Origin of the sequence: Marinobacter sp. CA1 (assembly GCF_020546665.1) — a bacterium.
GTDB lineage: Bacteria > Pseudomonadota > Gammaproteobacteria > Pseudomonadales > Oleiphilaceae > Marinobacter > Marinobacter xestospongiae.
The window spans coordinates 272,234-290,281 of the sequence record NZ_CP071785.1 but is presented as its reverse complement, the minus strand read 5'-3'; the positions used below and the strand labels follow the sequence as shown (position 1 = coordinate 290,281).

The window sequence follows — 18,048 nt, the reverse complement described above, 5'->3', positions numbered from 1 at the left end:
CCTGTGACTGACTCAAACAGCCAACTGCCCGCGCCCGTGGAATCCACCCCCAGCCCGCGCCAGCGTCTCTGGCCGCTGTGGCTGGTGGCCCTGCTCACCTTCATTCTGGTGGTCGCCCTGGCGGTCTGGAACTGGCAGCAGTGGCAGTGGCGACAGCAACTGCAGCAGACCCTGGGCGAACTGCAACAGAGCGATCAACAACTGGATCAGCGCTATGGCGCTGGCGTTGACCGCCAGGCCGACCGGCTGCAGTCACTGGAACAGCGTCTGAGCAATCAGCAAAGCCAGCTCGCCACCTTCCAGCGCCAGATTGACCACAACGCCCGCGAACTGCTGGCCACCGGCAACCGTACCCGCACCGACTGGCTGCTGGCGGAAGCCGAATACCTGATGCGCATTGCCAATCAGCGGCTGCAGGTAGAGAAGGACATTCGCGGCGCCCTGGCCGCGCTCAACGAGGCCGACAAGGTGCTGCGGGAATCCGATGACGTCGGCGTATTCACCATCCGCAAGCAGCTGGCCCGGGAAGTCCTGGCCCTCAAGGCCATCAGCGACGTTGATCGAACCGGACTCTACCTCACCCTGGAGGCCGCCATCGCCAGCATGCAGGAGCTGACGGACGACACACTCTATCAGGGCGAAGGGCCTGCGCTATTCCAGGACCAGCCGGCCACCCCGGCCGCCGGCGATCCCGGCATCTGGGCCCGGGCCTGGCAACAGGTCAAGACCACCGTGGGCAACGCCGTCTCCTACCGGCGCCTGGACCAGCCGGTACAGCCCTTGATGTCGCCGGAACAGGCCGCCTACGCCCGCCTCAACATGCAATTGATGCTGGAAGAAGCGGAACTGGCGGTGCTGCGGGGCAACCAGGTGCTGTATGACCGCGCCCTGGCCAAGGCCCGAGGCGCCCTCGAGCAGTGGTACGATGGCACCGACAACCGCATCACCGCGCTGCTGGACACCCTGGCCGAGCTGGAAGGCAAACAGGTCGACCCCGAGCTGCCGGATATCAGTGAATCCCTGGCGCTGCTCAAGGCCCGCCTGTCCGGCCGCTTGAACACCGAAAGCAGTGAGTCGGCAGACAGCGAGGGAGGCAACGGCCAATGATCCGCTACCTGCTGCTGATCCTGTTCGCCCTGCTGCTGGGGACCGCCCTCAGCATGGGCATCCAGTACGACCTGGGCTACATTCGCATCAGCCTGGGCAACCGGCTGATCGAGACCAACTTCTGGGTTGGGTTGTTCCTGCTGGTGGTTCTGGTGGCGACCTTGCTGATGCTGGCCAACCTCAGTCGACGGCTGTTTCACCGCACCAGCCTGGTTACCGGCTGGCTGGCCCAGGGCAACGCCCGCCGCGCCCGCCGTCGCACCACCCAGGGCCTGCTGGCCCTGGCCGAGGGCAACTGGCCACGGGCCCGCAAGCTGCTGGAAGCCTCGGCCAGCCACGCCGATACCCCGCTGATCAACTATCTGGCGGCGGCCCAGGCGGCCTTTGAGTCCGGCGATCACGACAATGTTGATGAACTGCTGCGTCAGGCCTTCGACAGCACCCCGGGATCAGACATGGCCGTGGGCATCACCCAGGCCCAGCTGCAACTGGCGGGTAACCGTCTCGAGCCGGCTCTGGCCACGCTGGTACGGCTGCGCAAGCAGGCACCCCATCACCCATTCGTACTGAAACTGCTCAAGAACACCTACGTCCGCCTGGAGGACTGGCGCGAGCTGTCCCAGCTGCTGCCAGAGCTGCGCAAACGCGGGCTGGTGGACGACGATGAGCGGGAGGAACTGGAGCGTACCATCTGGCACAACCTGATGCAGAAGGCCGCGGCCGACTGCCGCCGGCAGTCAGCGGAAGCCGGTGAAGGCTCACTCACGCCGCTGACCCGGCTGTGGGATGAAGTGCCCGGCAGCGTCCGCCGGGATGAGCAGACCATCCGCGAATACGCCCAACTGCTGGCGGAGCTGGGTGACGAAGCCCAGGCCGAAACCCTGCTGCGCAAGGTACTGCGCAATCACTGGAGCGACGAACTGATCAACCTCTATGGCCGGCTCCAGGGTGACAAGCCGGATGAACAGCTGCTGGCGGCGGAACGCTGGTTACAGGACCGCCCCAACAACGCCGAGCTGCTGCTGGCCCTGGGCCGACTCAGCCTGCGCAACCAGCTCTGGGGCAAAGCCCGGGAGTATTTTGAAACCAGCCTGCGACTGCGTCGCAGCCGGGAAACCATGGCGGAACTGAGCCGTCTCAACGCCCACATGGGCGAGGACGAGACCAGCGTCAAGCTCTTGATGCAGGGGCTGGTGAAAGACAGCGGCCTGCCCGACCTGCCGATGCCCAAGGCGTAAACCACCAGGCTGAGAGAAGGGCGCGCCGCCCGGTACTAACGCGGCGCGTATTCCAGCACGTCGGAGAAGAAGGCGTCTTGTGGCAATCCGGCGTCCAGCAGGGCGTCCAGCAGGGTATACACCATCGCCGGTGAGCCGCTGGCATGCACTTCCACGTTCTGCCAGTCCGCTCCGGAGGCGAGCACCGACCGCACCAGCTGGTCATGGTGACCAGCCCAGTCATTGTCCTCGTTGTCACCCACCACCGGCACAAAGCTCAACGGCGCCCACTCTTCATGCCATTGCTGGGCCAGCGTGCGCAGGTACATGTCTTCGTGGCGGCGTACCCCCCAGTACAGCCGTACCGGCTGTTGGCAGTTATTTTCCCGCAGGTAGTCCACCAGGCTCTTCATCTGGGCGAATCCGGTACCGGCCGCCACCAGCAGCAACGGACGCTCAGGAACGGCGGCGAGACAGGCCTTGCCGTGGGGCAGGGTCAGGGTCACCGTGTCGGACGCTTTCAGGGCATCGACAATGCGCTGGGAAGAGCCCCAGTCCGGTGACACCTGGATGTGCAGCTCAATGTCGGTGGCCGACGGACTGCTGGCGATGGAGAAGTAGCTGGGCTCGGCATCGGGAACCTGCAACGACAGGTACTGGCCGGCGTGGAAGGTCAGCTCCCGCCGCCGAGGCAGTTTCAGGGTGACCCGGTAGACGTCGTGACTGATGGGTTCGATGTCCACCACCGAGGCCTGCATGGTGTTCGGCTTGCTCTGTCCTGCTGCCATAACGGCGTCAATCTCCAGTTCCAGCGGCCCCTGCGCCACCGTCCGGCACAGCATCAGCCGCGAGCCAGGGGCAATGTCTTGTTGGTTGCGGGTGTTTCGCGCCTGCCCGCACAGCAGCCGTGCCTCGCACAGCTCGCACACCCCATTGCGGCAGGCCGCAGGTACCGCAATGCCGGCCCGGGTGGCCGCCGTCAGCAGATCCTCTCCGTGGGCGACGTGGTACCGCAAGTCGGCGGGGCGCAGGGTAACGCGAAACCGCGCCCCCGTCATGTCAGCCATGTCAGTATAATCCGCCGCCATCCCTGGCCACGGCGTCAATACCCAGCTCGTCCCAGAGCTCATCCACGCGCTGGCGGACCTCTGCGGTCATTTCAATGGGGGTACCCCACTCCCGATCGGTCTCGCCCGGCCACTTACTGGTGGCGTCCAGCCCCATCTTGGAGCCCAGGCCCGCCACCGGGGAGGCAAAGTCCAGGTAATCGATGGGGGTGTTTTCCACCAGGGTGGTATCCCGGGCGGGGTCCATCCGTGTGGTGATGGCCCAGATAACATCGTTCCAGTCCCGGGCATTGACGTCGTCATCGGTAACGATCACGAACTTGGTGTACATGAACTGACGCAGGAACGACCATACCCCCATCATTACCCGCTTGGCATGACCGGGGTACTGCTTCTTCATGGTCACCACCGCCAGCCGGTAGGAACAGCCTTCCGGGGGCAGGTAGAAATCAACAATCTCCGGGAACTGCTTCTGCAGGATCGGAATGAACACTTCGTTCAGTGCCACCCCAAGAATGGCCGGCTCGTCCGGCGGACGGCCGGTGTAGGTACTGTGGTAGATGGGGTCACGGCGGTGGGTGATGCGCTCCACGGTGAACACCGGAAACTGCTCGACTTCGTTGTAGTAACCGGTGTGATCACCAAACGGCCCTTCCGGCGCCATATCATCCGGGTAGATGTAGCCTTCCAGCACAATCTCGGCACTGGCGGGCACCTGCAGATCGCCCACGTCGGCCTGCACCAGTTCGGTACGGCCACCGCGCAACAGCCCTGCAAAGGCGTACTCCGACAGGGTATCCGGCACCGGCGTCACCGCCCCAAGAATGGTGGCCGGATCAGCCCCCAGCGCCACGGTGACCGGGAACGGCTTACCGGGATGCGCCTGCTGCCATTCCTGGAAGTCCAGCGCGCCGCCCCGATGGCTGAGCCAACGCATGATCAAGCGGTTGCGCCCGATCAGCTGCTGACGGTAGATACCCAGGTTCTGGCGCTCCTTGTGGGGACCGCGGGTGATCACCAGCGGCCAGGTGACCAGCGGCGCGGCATCGCCGGGCCAGCAGTGCTGGACCGGGATCTGGTAGAGATCGACCTGATCCTTCTCAATCACCACTTCCTGGCAGGGCGCCGACCGCAACACCTTCGGGCTCATCCGCATCACCTGGCGAAACACCGGCAGCTTTTCGATGGCGTCCTTGAACCCTTTGGGCGGGTCCGGCTCCTTCAGAAACGCCAGCAATTTGCCGATCTCCCGCAACGCGGTGACGTTGTCCTGCCCCATCCCCATGGCCACCCGTTTGGGAGTGCCGAACAGGTTGGCCAACACCGGCATGCGGTGGCCCTTGGGGTTTTCGAACAACAGCGCCGGACCGCCCGCCCGCAGGGTGCGATCGCAGATTTCGGTCATTTCCAGATAGGGATCAACTTCGGTACGGATGCGTTTCAGCTCACCCTGCTGTTCGAGCTGCTCGATAAAATCACGCAGGTCGCGGTACTTCATGTCAGGCTCCGGGTTGGGCTTGGGTCGGGGACAGCCAGCGGATCAAAAACGGTGTCGGTAAAACAAGAATGGGGAGCCCCGTATCAACAAGAAGCTCCCCATCTCAGTTCAAGCTGTTGCGGCCAGCGCCGCCGACGGTCTTACCGACGCTTCATCGACAGGAAGAACTCGTCGTTGGTCTTGGTTTCCCGCAGCTTGTCGAGCAGGAACTCCAGTGCCGCGGTATCGTCGTCCATGGAGTGCAGCAGTTTGCGCAGAATCCACACCCGCTGAATATCGGCTTCGGCCATCAGCAGGTCCTCACGACGGGTACCGGAGCGACGGATGTTCATCGCCGGGTAAACTCGCTTCTCGGCGATGCGACGGTCCAGGTGCACTTCCATGTTACCGGTGCCTTTGAACTCCTCGTAGATCACCTCATCCATCTTGGAACCGGTATCCACCAGCGCCGTGGCCAGGATGGTCAGGCTGCCACCTTCTTCGACGTTACGGGCAGCACCGAAGAAGCGCTTGGGTTTTTCCAGGGCGTGGGCATCCACACCACCGGTCAGCACCTTGCCAGACGACGGAATCACGGTGTTGTAGGCACGGGCCAGACGGGTAATGGAATCCAGCAGGATCACCACGTCCTTCTTGTGCTCTACGAGCCGCTTGGCCTTCTCGATCACCATCTCGGCGACCTGAACGTGACGCGCCGGCGGTTCGTCAAAGGTGGACGCGATCACCTCGCCGCGCACAGTGCGCTGCATTTCGGTGACTTCCTCCGGACGCTCATCGATCAGCAGTACCATCACATGGCATTCAGGGTTGTTGCGGGTGATGGACTGGGCGATGTTCTGCATCAGCAGGGTCTTACCGGCCTTGGGTGGCGATACGATCAGCCCCCGCTGGCCCTTGCCGATGGGCGACACCAGATCCAGAACCCGCGATGACAGGTCCTCGGTGCTGCCGTTACCCGCTTCCAGCGCCAGACGCTCTTCCGGGAACAGCGGCGTCAGGTTCTCGAACAGAATCTTGTTGCGGGCGTTGTCCGGCTTGTCGAAATTGATTTCGCTGACTTTCAGCAGCGCGAAGTAACGCTCGCCATCCTTCGGCGGCCGGATCTTGCCCGCAATGGTGTCACCGGTGCGAAGGTTGAATCGACGGATCTGGCTGGGAGAGACGTAGATGTCGTCCGGGCCCGCCAGGTAGGAGGCGTCCGCCGAGCGCAGAAAGCCGAAACCGTCCTGCAGAATCTCCAGTACGCCATCACCGTAGATGTCTTCGCCGCTTTTGGCGTGCTTCTTCAGGATGGAAAAAATGACATCCTGCTTGCGGGAGCGAGCCAGGTTGTCGAGACCCATTTCCTGCGCAATATCGAGCAGTTCGGGCACGGATTTCTGCTTGAGTTCAGTAAGATTCATAAGTTGTTAGGCATTCAAGAATGGAAATAATCAGGGTTAGAGGGGACAGGGGGTACGAAACTGGCCGTCCCGGCCATGTCAGGGGCCAAAAATAAAGAAAATGGAGCTAAAGGCCAGAGGCTGAGAGAGATGTCAGCCCGTCAGACTGAGCGATCTTTCACCAGGTCGTTGTGCAATGTCAAGTACTGGCGGCCTCAAATCGTTGATCATTATAGCAACAACCGGGGTCAATACCAGCCCTTCCAATCCCGCCCTGTGATCGGGATACTGAGAGCTTAAGGCAAGCCAACGGTTACGACAAGGCCAATAGGCCGGGAACTCAACCAACTTTCGGAGCAATGTGACGGATGACCAGTCATACCCAGGCCGGCAACCATGCCCTTAACATCGCCCTACTCACCGTGTCCGACAGCCGCGGCGTCGAGCAGGACACCTCCGGCCAGTACCTGGAAGACAGCGTACTGACCGCAGGCCACCAGCTCATCGCCCGTCGCATCCTGCCAGACGACATCTATCTGGTGCGGGCGTTGATCTCCCAATGGGTCGCGGCGCCGGATATTCACGCCGTGATCATCACTGGCGGCACCGGCTTCCACGAGCGTGACAGCACGCCAGAGGCGGTGATGCCGCTGCTGGACAAGACCATCGACGGCTTCGGCGAAGAGTTCCGCCGGCTGTCCCAGACCGACATCGGCAGTTCCACGGTACAGTCCCGGGCCTTTGGTGGCCTTGCCAACCACACCGTGATTTTCTGCCTGCCCGGCTCCACCGGCGCCTGCCGTACCGGCTGGGAGGGCATCCTGCGGGATCAGCTCACCGCCACCCACAAACCCTGCAACTTCGTCGGCCTGCTGCAGCGCAAACCGGACCGCCCGGTGCAGCGGCTGCAGGAAGTCATCGGCGACAAGGCGGTGCGCTGATGGCCGTCGGTAACCTGACCTCCGTTGACGACGCCCTGGCGCACTTGTTTGCCGACGCCGGAGTGGTAACAGACACCGAAACCCTGCCCCTGGCCGACGCCCTCGGGCGGGTACTGGCCGAGGCGCAGCAGGTGCCAGCCGACGTCCCGCCCGCCGACAACAGTGCGGTGGATGGTTACGCGGTGCGCACCGCCGACCTGGTGGCCGGTCGCGCGCTGCCGGTGCGTGGCCGCATTGCCGCCGGCCAGGCTCCGGAATCGCTGCCGGAAGGGGCCGCCGCGCGCATTTTCACCGGCTCGGAGGTCCCGGAGGGCGCCGATGCAGTGATCATGCAGGAGCGCACCGAACGGGTCGATGGCCAGGTCTACCTGCTGGCCGATCTGGAGCCGGGACAGAACATCCGTCGCCGCGGCCAGGATCTGCGCGAGGGCGATACCGCCCTGGCGGCCGGCGTACGCCTGCGTCCCCAGGAGCTGGGGCTGCTGGCCTCCATGGGCATTGCCGAAGTCACCGTGTATCGGCGCCTGAAAGTGGCGGTGTTCACCACCGGCGACGAGCTGGTGGAGCCCGGCCAGGCGCTGGCCCCGGGACAGATCTACAACTCCAACCGCTTCACCCTGCTGGGCCTGATGGCGCGCACCGGCTGTAACGTCGTGCGCTGCGAGACCCTGCCGGACGATCGGGTCTTTTCCGAGCAGGCCCTCACCGAGGCGGCGGCGGAGGCCGACCTGATCATCACCAGCGGCGGTGTGTCGGTCGGCGAGGAAGACCACATTCGCGCGGTTCTCGAGGATCAGGGCGAACTGTCGCTGTGGCGACTGGCCATCAAACCCGGCAAACCGCTGGCCTATGGCCACCTGGCCGGCACACCGGTGCTGGGGCTGCCCGGCAACCCGGCCGCCGTGCTGGTGACGGGCCTGGTGCTGGCCCTGCCTTACCTGCATCGGCGCCAGGGACGCAGCGGTGATCCGATCTCTGCGCAGTCACTACCGGCCGGCTTTGCCGTCGACGTGCCGTCCATCCGCCGCGAATTCCTGCGGGCCCGCAAGGAACTCAAGGACGGTCAGCCGCAGGTGGTGGTCTACCCCAACCAGAGTTCCGGCATGCTCAGTTCCGCCTGCTGGGCTGAGGGCCTGGCGGTGGTGCCCGAGCACACCACGGTGGCGGAGGGCGACCTGATCACCTACTACAGCTTTGCCGACCTGCTGGAGTGAACCGATGACCGACGTCACCATCACCGTGCACTACTTTGCCCGCCTCAGAGAACAGCTGGGGACCGAACAGGAAACCGTGACCGTCCCCGCCAACCTGACCTTGGCGGAACTGAAACAGCGCCTGGCGGAGCGGGGAGCGCCGTGGCAGTTGCTGACCGGCGAGCGGCCGGTACTGGCGGCCGTCAACCAGGCCATGGCCAAGAACTCCACGTCCCTGCAGGACCGGGACGAGGTGGCGTTTTTTCCACCGGTAACCGGAGGCTGAGCAATGACCGATCATGTCCTGGTAGCACCCGCCGACTTCGACGCCGCAGAACAGCTCCAACAACTGCGCCAGACCAGCAACGCCACAGGTGCAATCGCCACCTTTACCGGATTGGTGCGGGACTACGGCGACCGCAGCGACGTCACCGGATTGTTTCTGGAACACTACCCCGGTATGACCGAACAGGTGATCCACGGGCTGATTGGCGACGCCCGGGAACGCTGGGACATCCAGAGCGCCCGGGTGATCCACCGGGTTGGCACCCTGACGCTGGGCGAGCAGATCGTGTTCGTGGGAGTCAGCAGCAGCCACCGGGCAGACGCCTTCGCGGCCTGTGAATTCCTAATGGATGCGCTGAAGACGTCAGCGCCGTTCTGGAAGAAGGAGCTCACCCGCGATGGCGAGCACTGGGTGGAGCAGAAAGACAGCGACCGCGAACGCGGTGCCCGCTGGCACCAGAGCGATCCTGGCGACGACTAGCATAAGTCATCCGGTGTATTGCGATTGGTGAACTGGGACGCAAAGACGTCACAGTTCACCTGCCACCCGCCGTGCTGGCGGAAGAAGCGGAACACCCGGCGTTCGCCCGTTGCCAGGTACGCCGCCAGATCGTCCACCAGAGCCACCGGCACCACCCCGTGCAGGGGGTGAACGCGGCCGTCCACCTCCGCCATCAGCGGCCGCTCGGGGGCCTCGTGGTAGGCCGCCAGCACATGGGCCAGCAGCGATGGCGTCACCGCGGGCGTATCGCAGGGACAGACCAGCACCGCCGCAAAGCCCTCCTGACGGGCACATTCCAGCCCAGCCAACAGCCCGGCGAGCGGTCCCTGCCAGCGCAGGCCGGGTGGGTCGGAGACCAGCCACTGCCCCAGCGGCCTATAGAACGCCGGATGCCGGTTGGCGCTGACAATCAGCGCCGGCACCACCGCCGTCATCGTGGCTGCCACCCGGCTTGCCATGGGCGTCCCCTGCCAGACCAGGCGGCCCTTGTCGTCACCGCCCATGCGCCGGGATTCCCCCCCGGCCAGCAACAGTCCGGCAATGGTCATATTCACTCCCGCATTGGCCGCTGCCAAGACACAACAAAGCCGCCCGTGAGCAACTCAGGGGCGGCTTTGTTGGGTTCGACAGACCGATCAGAGGTTGCTGTCGAGGAAGGCTGCCAGCTGTGACTTGGACAGGGCGCCCACCTTGGTGGCATCGACGTTGCCGTTCTTGAACAGCATCAGGGTCGGGATACCGCGAATGTTGAACTTGGGCGGAGTCTGCTCGTTCTCATCAATGTTGAGCTTGCAGATCTTGAGCTTGCCGTCGTACTCATCGGCAATCTCTTCCAGCACCGGCGCGATCATCTTGCAGGGACCGCACCATTCGGCCCAGTAATCCACCAGTACCGGCGTATCGGCCTGCAGTACTTCCTGCTCGAAAGACGCATCGGTCACATTTACGATATTTCCGCTCATTGCCTTTTCCTGATTACGGCGCATCTGTCCCCATGAAGCCGACGTCGGCCAGCCTGGGGCTACGCTATGGACTGATTTGGACGGGGTTGCATGGCCTTGCCACGACCCCGGCTTACCTGCGGTGAACACCAGACCAATACGGCCAGCACCACCGACGAGATTAGTCATTACTTTACGCGATTGCTCGACCGGATGTGAAGGGGCCGACTATCGCCGGATCATGGAAAGCGACTACTGACAGCCACCGGGCATTGCCTTATAGTTGTCGCAGCATTCGATGTCGCTAGGGGAACCTTCCGGTATCCCGCTGCCCCGGGGCCGCCCTGGTCCCACGCCTTTCCAAGCCGGCAAGAGGAAGTAGTCAGCCGTGATGGCCGTCGATACCGCCACCGAACCCGATGTCATTGCCGCCATCGACATGGGGTCGAACAGTTTCCACATGGTCGTGGCCCGCCTGGTGCACGGCGAAATCCGAACCCTTGAGAAGATGGGTGAGAAGGTCCAGCTCGGGGCCGGCCTGGATGCCGACAACAACCTCACCGAAGCCGCCCAGCAAAGGGCCCTCGACTGCCTCAGCCGCTTTGCCCAGCGACTCAGCGGCATGCCCGCCTCAGCGGTGCAGATCGTTGGCACCAACGCCCTGCGGGTGGCCCGCAACGCCGCCGGTTTCATCCAACGCGCCGAGCAGGTACTGGGCTTTCCGGTCGAGATCATCGCCGGCCGCGAAGAGGCCCGTCTGATCTACCTGGGGGTGTCCCACACCCTGTCCGATGATGCCGGCCGACGGCTGGTGATCGACATTGGCGGCGGCAGCACCGAGTTCATCATCGGTGAACGCTTTGAAACCCGGGAGCTGGAAAGCCTCCACATGGGCTGCGTGTCTTTCCGCAACCGCCACTTCGCCGACGGCCGCATCAGTCGCCGGCAGATGGATCGCGCCATCACCCACGCCGCCCAGGAGCTGCTGCACATCCGCAGCCAATACCGGCGCCTGGGCTGGAGCAGCGCGGTCGGCTCCTCCGGCTCCATCAAGGCCATTGCCAATGCCCTGGCAGCGCTGCGCATCACCGACGGCACCATCACCTTCAAGGCCATGCGGGAGCTGCGCAAGCGGCTGGTGGACATGGGCCGGGTGGAACGGCTGTCAGAACTGGGCGTGCGAACGGAACGCCACAGCGTGTTCCCGGCCGGTTTCGCCATTCTCTACGCGGCGTTCGAATCGCTGGGGATCGAGGAAATGCGCTTTGCCGAGGGCGCGCTGCGGGAAGGCCTGCTGTATGACATTGTCGGCCGTATCCAGCACGAGGACGTTCGCGAGCGCACCATTCAGGCGCTGCAGGAACGCTACCACGTTGATCAGGACCATGGCCGCGCTGTCGAGGAGACCGCCATCGCCGCCTGGCGCCAGGTTGCCGACAGTTGGCAGATCAACAGCGACAACGACGAAGACGTGCTGCGCTGGGCCTGTCGTCTGCACGAGATTGGCCTGACCATCTCCCACAGTCAGTACCACAAGCACGGTGCCTATCTGCTGCAGTATTCCGACCTGCCGGGCTTTACCCAGCAGTTCCAGCGTGAACTGGCCACCCTGGTACGGGGTCACCGCCGCAAGTTCTCGTCGGCGGTGTTCGAAAACGCCGACCCGGATGACCATGGCCGTCTGCGCTATCTGTGCGTGCTGATCCGGCTGGCAGTGTTGATCCAGCACCCCCGCAACCAGGAACCGCCACCGGATTTCAGGCTCAGTGCCAACGCCAATAGCCTGACCCTGACGCTGCCGGACAACTGGCTGGCAGACCGGCCACTGACCCGGGCGGACCTGGAAAATGAACGGGACTACCTGACCCGTCAGGACCTGCAGCTCATTCTGGCGTGAGCACCAGAGCAGATTGCCGGGTTACACCAACCCGGCTTCCATTGTCTCGACGGTCTCGCTGACGTCCAGCCATTCCGCTTCGGCCTCGTCCAACTCGACCTTGCAACTGGCCTGTTCTGCCAGCAGGGTTTTCAGCCGATCCTTGTTCTCGGCCTCATACACCTCGGGCCGGGACAGGGCCGCTTCCAGTTCGGCAAGGGTCTGCTGCAGTTTTTCCATCTGCTTTTCCAGCGCCGTCTGGCGCTTGCGGAAAGGGCTGATCTGTTGTCGCAGTGCCGCCTCTGCCCGCTTCTTGGCCTTGCGCTCGTCGGCACTTAGGCCGGCAGGCACGGGCGATGCATCGGCCTGGTCCGGCTCGGCCTGACGCCTGGGTGGCTCGCCATCGTCCTTGCGGCGCTCGGCCAGCCAGCGCTCGTAATCCTCCAGATCACCGTCGTATTCCGTTACGCCGCCGTCGTTGACCAGCCAGAACTCATCCACCGTGTTCCGCAGCAGATGGCGGTCATGGGAGACCACCACAATGGCGCCATCGAAGTCCTGCAATGCCATGGTCAGGGCCTGACGCATTTCCAGGTCCAAATGGTTGGTCGGCTCGTCCAGCAACAGCAGGTTGGGCTTCTGCCAGGCGATGGTCGCCAGGGCAACCCGCGCTTTCTCACCCCCGGAAAACGACCGGATCGGCGACAACGCCTCATCGCCATGGAAATTGAAGCCGCCCAGGAAATTGCGGATGCGTTGCTCGGAGGCGGTTGGCGCCAGCCGCTGCAGATGCAGGAACGGGCTGGCGTCCAGATCCAGCGCCTCCAGTTGGTGCTGGGCAAAGTAGCCCACCGCCAAGTTCTCGCCAGGGTTGCGCTCCCCGGCCAGCAGGGTCGCTTCGCCGCGCAATGCATCAATCAACGTCGACTTGCCGGCGCCATTGGGGCCCAGCAGGCCCACCCGGGTCCCAGGCAGCAGGGACAGATTGAGACCGGACAACACCACCCGATCGCCATGGCCGGCTTCGCCCTGTCGGATCGACAGCAACGGGCTGGACACCTTGTCCGCTACCGGGAACTGGAAACTGAACGGCGAATCGACGTGGGCCGGCGCGATCTTCTCCATCCGCTCCAGCGCCTTGACCCGGCTCTGGGCCTGACGGGCCTTGCTGGCCTTGGCCTTGAAGCGGCTGATAAAGCGCTCAATCTGGGCAATCTCAGACTGCTGGCGTTCGTAGTTGGCCTGCTGTTGCGCCAGGCGTTCGCTGCGCTGTCGCTCAAACGCTGAGTAGTTGCCGGTGTAGGCGTTCAGCCCCTTGCGCTCAAAGTGCACGACATGGGTTGCCACCCGATCCATGAAATCCCGGTCGTGGGAGATGAACAGCAGGGTACCGGGGTAACGACGCAACCACCCCTCCAGCCACAGGCAGGCATCCAGATCGAGGTGGTTGGTGGGCTCGTCGAGCAGCAAAAGGTCGGACGGCCGCATCAGCGCCTGAGCCAGGTTGAGGCGAATCCGCCAGCCGCCACTGAACGCCGACACCGGGCGCTCGATATCACTGTCGGCAAAGCCCAGGCCACGGATCAGGCTTTCGGCGCGCCGGGGAGCATCCCAGGCCTGATAGAGATCCAGCTCACCGTGTAGCCGGGCGATGGCATGGTCGTCACTGGCAGCTTCGGCAGCCGCCAACTCCGCTTCCATACGCCGCAGCTCCAGATCGCCATCGAGGACAAAGTCCCGGGCCGAGCGCTCGCTGGCCTCAAATTCCTGGGCCATGTGAGCAATGCGGCAGCCGCCAGGCAGCGACACATCCCCCTGCTCCTGACTCAATTGGCCCAGCAACAGCTTGAACAAGCTGGACTTTCCGGCACCATTGGCACCCACAATGGCGACCCGGTCGCCAGGTTGAACGGTCAGATTGGCGCTCTCTAGCAACCAGACGCCGCCGCGTTGTAAACTGAGATCTGTTATCGTAAGCATGCCGGCATTCTATCAGGAACCCGCTGAATGCCAGAACACTGGCGATCATCAAGGTCCCAGCCGGCAGCCATCGCACCAACGCCGTGGGCACCGCATGACCGCACAATGGACGCCATTGCCGGCAACCCTGGAACCGGACAATCCCCTATGGCGGTTTGCGCTGGCGGCCTGGACAATTCCGGCGGTTGAACAGCACTGCCTGGCGCTCCAGGGCCGAGGCTGGAGTGTCACCCGGCTGCTGACCGCGGCGTGGCAAGCGTCTCTGGGCCAGGCCTTCACCAGCGAGTCAGCAGTGGTGTTGCAGTGGCGCACCGAAGTGACCGCCCCCCTGCGACAGCTGCGAAAACAGCTGCCCAGGGAGCACAGCACAATCGCCAGCCTGCGCAGCAAAGTGGCCAGCGCCGAGCTGGAGGCGGAACGAATGGAACTGGCCCTGGTGTTTCACCATACCCTCGCCACCACCGCCAGCGCCGCGCCAACAGAACAACTGATCCGGGACAATCTCCGCAAGGCGGCGCCCCCGGAACCACAGGATACGGAGACCGAGCGACGGCTGGCGGAACTGAGCCGGCACTTTTTCCGGCTCTCCCCCAACGGAGCAAGCAGGCCATGATAATGCGATGGCTGATCAGACTGGCGTTTCCGGCTCTTGGGCTGCTGTTGCTGCTGATTTTTTTCGGCATCACCGACCCGGAGACCGTCGCCAGCACGGATGCAACCGAATCCCCCGACGAAAAGATCCCCGCCTTCGAAGGATTGGTGCCATCTCCGGTACCACTGGACGGCCCGGATGTGATCTTCAAATGGCAGGACAGCGACGGTGGCTGGCATTACGCCGACACTCCACCGGAGAAAGGGCCCTGGAATGCCCTCGCGGTCGAACCCAACCAGGGGCTGCCCAACCTGTCGTCCGGCGACCCGGAAACCGACTGGCAATCCCCCTATCACGCCCCCTTCGCCCTGAGCCCGGGCAAGGATAGCTGACGGCCAAGGATGGCTAACAGGTTCAGGGAGGCTCGCCCTCACTTCTCAGCTTTGTTGACCACGGCAAACGATTAACGTCCGTTCAGTGGCATCTGAGTGCTGAACCGGTTACCTTTTCCGTCATCATTCATCATCGATGCATCAACACTAAGGACGATCCAATGAAGAAGACGCTAATCGCCGTAGCGACCGCTGGCATCCTCGGCGGTTGTACCGCCGCCAACCAGCCGGCACCGGAGCCCGAGCTGAACGACAACCACCAGAAAGTCAGCTACGGCATGGGTCTGGTGCTGGGCGAGCGCATGCGCAATGATCTGCCGGACCTGCAGATGGATCAGTTCCTACAGGGTATCCAGCACGGCCACGCCGGCGATGAAAACGTCAACCGGATGACCCGCGAAGAGATCCAGCAGGCGCTGATGGACTACCAGAAGCAGATGCAGGAAGAGCAGGTTGCGCAGATGGAACAACTGGCGGAAGACAACAAGACCGCCGGCGAAACGTTCCTCAAGGAAAACGCCGAGCGTGACGGTGTGATGACCACCGAATCCGGCCTGCAGTACGAAGTGGTTGAAGCCGCTGAAGGCGACATGCCCACCGCCGACGATAAGGTCAAGGTGCACTACACCGGTGAACTGATCTCAGGCGAAGTGTTCGACAGCTCCCGCGAGCGCGGCGAGCCGGTCACCTTCGGTCTGAACCAGGTTATCCCGGGCTGGACCGAAGGCCTGCAGCTGATGCCGGAAGGCAGCCGCTACAAGCTGTATATCCCGTCAGATCTGGCGTACGGCCCGGGCGGCAACCGCGCCATCGGTCCCAACGAAACCCTGATCTTTGACGTGGAACTGCTGGAAATCAATCCGGAGTCCTGATCCGGACCCGCACTCCAGCCTATCTCACCGGCAGTCAGTCCCTGGCTGCCGGCCACTCCCGCCTCAGGCGGACGAAGACATCACCTGATCGGCATGAACGTTGTGCAACTGCTCGATCAGCACGTCTTCCATTTCAAACCGGCTTTCCAGAGTCTCACCCAGTTGGGACAGTTCGCTGAACAGCTCCCGCACCTCGGTGTCCGTCAGTTCACCGCCATCCAGGCGATCATTGAAATTCAGTGCCACCTCAGTGGTCTGCTCCAGTCTGGGATAGAGCTTGGCCGCCAGCTCCAGGCCGCCGTCGTTAAACTCCTTGGCCTCGTGGATCAACTGCTCATAGACCTCAAAGTGGCCGGCCGACACATAGTCCACCAGGATCTCGCAAAGCCGCACAAACTTGGCCACTACCGCCTCGGTAGGCGCGTCACTGTCTGCTCCGGACAGCTCGCAGTAATGGACGATCAACTCCTGTCGCTCCTTGAGCCAACGGTCGATCAGCTCGCTGACCCCTCCCCAACGCTCCTTGGCATTGCGGCAATTCTCTAACATGACGCCTCCCGGTGACTTCTTCCGTTGCTGCTGCAATTGATTGTTGTTTTCAGCACAGACGGGCCGAGCCGCCAATAACGGTGGCCCGTGCAAATCAAGTTACCCCAAGCCGCGCCGGGGTAGCAACTGCAAAATTTGGATAGCAAACGACCTTGTTGGCGGAGCCAGATCAGCGCTGTCCGGGACGCACCAGCATCACCAGACCAACGATGACCAGCACCCCAAAGAACAGTGCCGTCCAGCCCGGAATGCTCAGGCCCAGAAAGCGCCACACCACCTCGGCACAGTCGCCGGTACCGCGGATCGCCATCGCCAGCACCTCTCCCAGCGGGAACACCTCCAGCATGTAATCCACCGAGGGGCCACAGGCAGGCACCTGATCCGCCGGCAGGCTCTGCAGCCACAGCTGGCGCCCTGCCAGCCCCAGACCACCACCGGCGACGACAGCCAGCGACAGGCCATAGATGCGGCCACCCAGAGGGCCCGGGTTATGCAGTGCAGCCACCAGGCTCACCAGCCCGACCGCCATAAACGCAAAGCGCTGCATCCAGCACAGCGGACAGGGTTCCAGTCCCTGCACGTGTTCCATGTAGAAAGCGGTCGCCAGCAGACCGGCACACACCACAAAGACCAGGAAAAACACCAATCGACGATTCAAACGTTCCATCCTCTCGAAGTAACTGTCAGACCACGGGGGCGCGAGCCGGTATGACCGGCAACCCGCTGATAAGATCCACAACCGCCCAAACTTCGCCCAGACACGCTGCTGCAAGCAAACCGGCAGCCTGCTATGCTGTCCGCACCCGTTGTGCTGGCCACTTAACCGCAACCGCTACAGAACATCAAGCCTATGAACGTTATGTCATTTCTTCGCTTTACCCTGCTTGCATTCAGCCTGATGGCGACGGCTCTGACGCCGGCCTGGGCCGCCGACGATGAAGAGGAAGGCGAGGAAGCCGCCCAGGTCACCGACTACATTGCCATGGAGCCGGCGTTCGTCACCAACGTGGGTACACCGGACCGGAAACTGAAGTACCTGAAAACGGAGATCACCCTGCGGGCATCCAGCGCCAACACCCGGCCGGCCGTGGAAACCCACATGCCAAGGCTGCGGCACGAACTGGTGATGCTGTTTGGAGAGCAGTCAGATCTGGATCAGCTGACCTCGGCCGAAGGCAAGGACAGCCTGCGGGCGGAAGCCCTGAGCCGCATCAACGCGGTGCTGGACGAGCAGCAGACGGGAACCCGGATTGACGACGTTATCTTCACCACGTTCGTGGTTCAGCGCTAGAGAGCCTCTGAGAGGCCGGTTCCGCGCCTGGATGAGCGCGGTGGATCAGGCGATGCGGGAGAAGAAATCGTCCTGTCTGGCCGCCGCCGCTTCAGCCGCGGCCTCGGTGGCGTCTTCCCAGCCGGCTTCCCAGGCCGCGATCACCACCTCACCCCGGTAAGGGCAACGCTCCCGCGGCATGCCCATTTCCGCCGCCATGCTGCCCTGACGATACGCCTTGTTGAGGGACTCAACGTCCCAACCCAGCTTGATGTCCCTTGCCATGTCTGCCTCCTGTCATCGCCTGAGCCAGCCGCACATGGGGTTTGGGCTGGGAAAGACTCACTACACGATGTAACAAAAGCTAACAGTGGTTACGGTCGT

20 protein-coding genes are annotated in these 18,048 nt (G+C 63.3%); 11 read left to right on the top strand and 9 right to left on the bottom strand.

The annotated features are described in order from the left end of the window. Positions 1–3: 3 nt before the first annotated feature. Together J2887_RS01280 and J2887_RS01275 are read left to right on the top strand one after the other, a co-directional pair. Positions 4–1,107 carry a uroporphyrinogen-III C-methyltransferase gene (locus J2887_RS01280; protein WP_227173584.1) on the top strand — a complete coding sequence of 368 codons (1,104 nt, stop codon included), beginning with the start codon at positions 4–6 and terminating at the stop codon, positions 1,105–1,107. Then, the gene (locus J2887_RS01275; RefSeq protein ID WP_227173583.1) at positions 1,104–2,345 is read left to right on the top strand and encodes a heme biosynthesis protein HemY; all 1,242 of its coding nucleotides are present in this window, start codon (positions 1,104–1,106) and stop codon (positions 2,343–2,345) included. Before J2887_RS01280 ends, J2887_RS01275 begins: the two co-directional genes overlap by 4 nt. A gap of 35 nt (positions 2,346–2,380) precedes the next feature. On the opposite strand, the gene J2887_RS01270 is transcribed toward J2887_RS01275, so the two are convergent. The 3 genes from J2887_RS01270 to rho form a co-directional block, all read right to left on the bottom strand. Next, complete coding sequence (locus J2887_RS01270) at positions 2,381–3,391, bottom strand: 2Fe-2S iron-sulfur cluster-binding protein (RefSeq protein WP_227173581.1); 1,011 nt, start codon at positions 3,389–3,391, stop codon at positions 2,381–2,383. 1 nt (position 3,392) lies between these two features. Next, entirely contained in the window at positions 3,393–4,889 is a 1,497-nt protein-coding gene (gene ubiD / locus J2887_RS01265) for a 4-hydroxy-3-polyprenylbenzoate decarboxylase (RefSeq protein ID WP_227173579.1), read from the bottom strand. Positions 4,890–5,029: 140 nt separating this feature from the next. After that, positions 5,030–6,292: a transcription termination factor Rho gene (gene rho, locus J2887_RS01260; protein ID WP_227173577.1), complete on the bottom strand. Its 1,263-nt coding sequence runs from the start codon at positions 6,290–6,292 to the stop codon at positions 5,030–5,032. A gap of 347 nt (positions 6,293–6,639) precedes the next feature. Here rho and moaB point away from each other — a divergent pair, with 347 nt between their 5' ends. The 4 genes from moaB to J2887_RS01240 are packed head-to-tail and all read left to right on the top strand — an operon-like array spanning position 6,640 to position 9,171. Beyond that, entirely contained in the window at positions 6,640–7,212 is a 573-nt protein-coding gene (gene moaB / locus J2887_RS01255) for a molybdenum cofactor biosynthesis protein B (RefSeq protein WP_227173575.1), read from the top strand. Continuing rightward, positions 7,212–8,426 (top strand): gephyrin-like molybdotransferase Glp, encoded by a 1,215-nt coding sequence (glp, locus tag J2887_RS01250; protein WP_227173573.1) that lies wholly within the window; start codon positions 7,212–7,214, stop codon positions 8,424–8,426. The genes moaB and glp overlap by 1 nt, the downstream gene beginning before the upstream one ends. Before the next feature lie 4 nt (positions 8,427–8,430). Further along, positions 8,431–8,691, top strand: coding sequence for a molybdopterin converting factor subunit 1 (gene moaD, locus J2887_RS01245; RefSeq protein ID WP_227173571.1), 261 nt, complete (start codon positions 8,431–8,433; stop codon positions 8,689–8,691). 3 nt (positions 8,692–8,694) lie between these two features. Beyond that, positions 8,695–9,171, top strand: a complete 477-nt coding sequence (locus J2887_RS01240; protein ID WP_227173570.1) for a molybdenum cofactor biosynthesis protein MoaE — start codon at positions 8,695–8,697, stop codon at positions 9,169–9,171. Here the strand turns inward: J2887_RS01240 and mobA are convergent. Next, positions 9,168–9,740, bottom strand: coding sequence for a molybdenum cofactor guanylyltransferase MobA (gene mobA / locus J2887_RS01235; protein WP_227173568.1), 573 nt, complete (start codon positions 9,738–9,740; stop codon positions 9,168–9,170). The two genes, J2887_RS01240 and mobA, sit on opposite strands and share 4 nt — an antisense overlap. A gap of 87 nt (positions 9,741–9,827) precedes the next feature. Continuing rightward, a complete protein-coding gene (gene trxA / locus J2887_RS01230) occupies positions 9,828–10,154 on the bottom strand; it encodes a thioredoxin TrxA (RefSeq protein ID WP_227173566.1) in 327 nt (108 codons plus the stop codon). A 370-nt stretch (positions 10,155–10,524) separates the two neighbouring features. On the opposite strand from trxA, the gene ppx reads away from it, so the two are divergent. Then, entirely contained in the window at positions 10,525–12,030 is a 1,506-nt protein-coding gene (gene ppx / locus J2887_RS01225) for an exopolyphosphatase (protein WP_227176022.1), read from the top strand. Positions 12,031–12,051: 21 nt separating this feature from the next. On the opposite strand, the gene J2887_RS01220 is transcribed toward ppx, so the two are convergent. Further along, the gene (locus J2887_RS01220; RefSeq protein ID WP_227173564.1) at positions 12,052–13,989 is read right to left on the bottom strand and encodes an ATP-binding cassette domain-containing protein; all 1,938 of its coding nucleotides are present in this window, start codon (positions 13,987–13,989) and stop codon (positions 12,052–12,054) included. A 94-nt stretch (positions 13,990–14,083) separates the two neighbouring features. On the opposite strand from J2887_RS01220, the gene J2887_RS01215 reads away from it, so the two are divergent. The 3 genes from J2887_RS01215 (at position 14,084) to J2887_RS01205 (ending at position 15,845) form a co-directional block, all read left to right on the top strand. Continuing rightward, positions 14,084–14,602 (top strand): TIGR02444 family protein, encoded by a 519-nt coding sequence (locus tag J2887_RS01215; protein ID WP_227173563.1) that lies wholly within the window; start codon positions 14,084–14,086, stop codon positions 14,600–14,602. Beyond that, positions 14,599–14,973, top strand: a complete 375-nt coding sequence (locus tag J2887_RS01210; RefSeq protein WP_227173561.1) for a DUF4124 domain-containing protein — start codon at positions 14,599–14,601, stop codon at positions 14,971–14,973. The genes J2887_RS01215 and J2887_RS01210 overlap by 4 nt, the downstream gene beginning before the upstream one ends. A 161-nt stretch (positions 14,974–15,134) precedes the next feature. Beyond that, the gene (locus tag J2887_RS01205; RefSeq protein ID WP_227173560.1) at positions 15,135–15,845 is read left to right on the top strand and encodes an FKBP-type peptidyl-prolyl cis-trans isomerase; all 711 of its coding nucleotides are present in this window, start codon (positions 15,135–15,137) and stop codon (positions 15,843–15,845) included. Positions 15,846–15,908: 63 nt separating this feature from the next. Here the strand turns inward: J2887_RS01205 and rsd are convergent, their stop codons facing one another. Next, positions 15,909–16,394, bottom strand: a complete 486-nt coding sequence (gene rsd, locus J2887_RS01200) for a sigma D regulator (protein ID WP_227173558.1) — start codon at positions 16,392–16,394, stop codon at positions 15,909–15,911. Between the two features lie 169 nt (positions 16,395–16,563). Next, a complete protein-coding gene (locus J2887_RS01195) occupies positions 16,564–17,061 on the bottom strand; it encodes a disulfide bond formation protein B (RefSeq protein WP_227173556.1) in 498 nt (165 codons plus the stop codon). 192 nt (positions 17,062–17,253) lie between these two features. Between J2887_RS01195 and J2887_RS01190 the strand changes: the two genes are divergently transcribed. Beyond that, a complete protein-coding gene (locus tag J2887_RS01190; RefSeq protein ID WP_227173554.1) occupies positions 17,254–17,685 on the top strand; it encodes a flagellar basal body-associated FliL family protein in 432 nt (143 codons plus the stop codon). A gap of 45 nt (positions 17,686–17,730) precedes the next feature. Here the strand turns inward: J2887_RS01190 and rmf are convergent, their stop codons facing one another. Then, a complete protein-coding gene (gene rmf / locus J2887_RS01185; protein WP_227173552.1) occupies positions 17,731–17,949 on the bottom strand; it encodes a ribosome modulation factor in 219 nt (72 codons plus the stop codon). Between the last annotated feature and the right edge of the window lie 99 nt (positions 17,950–18,048).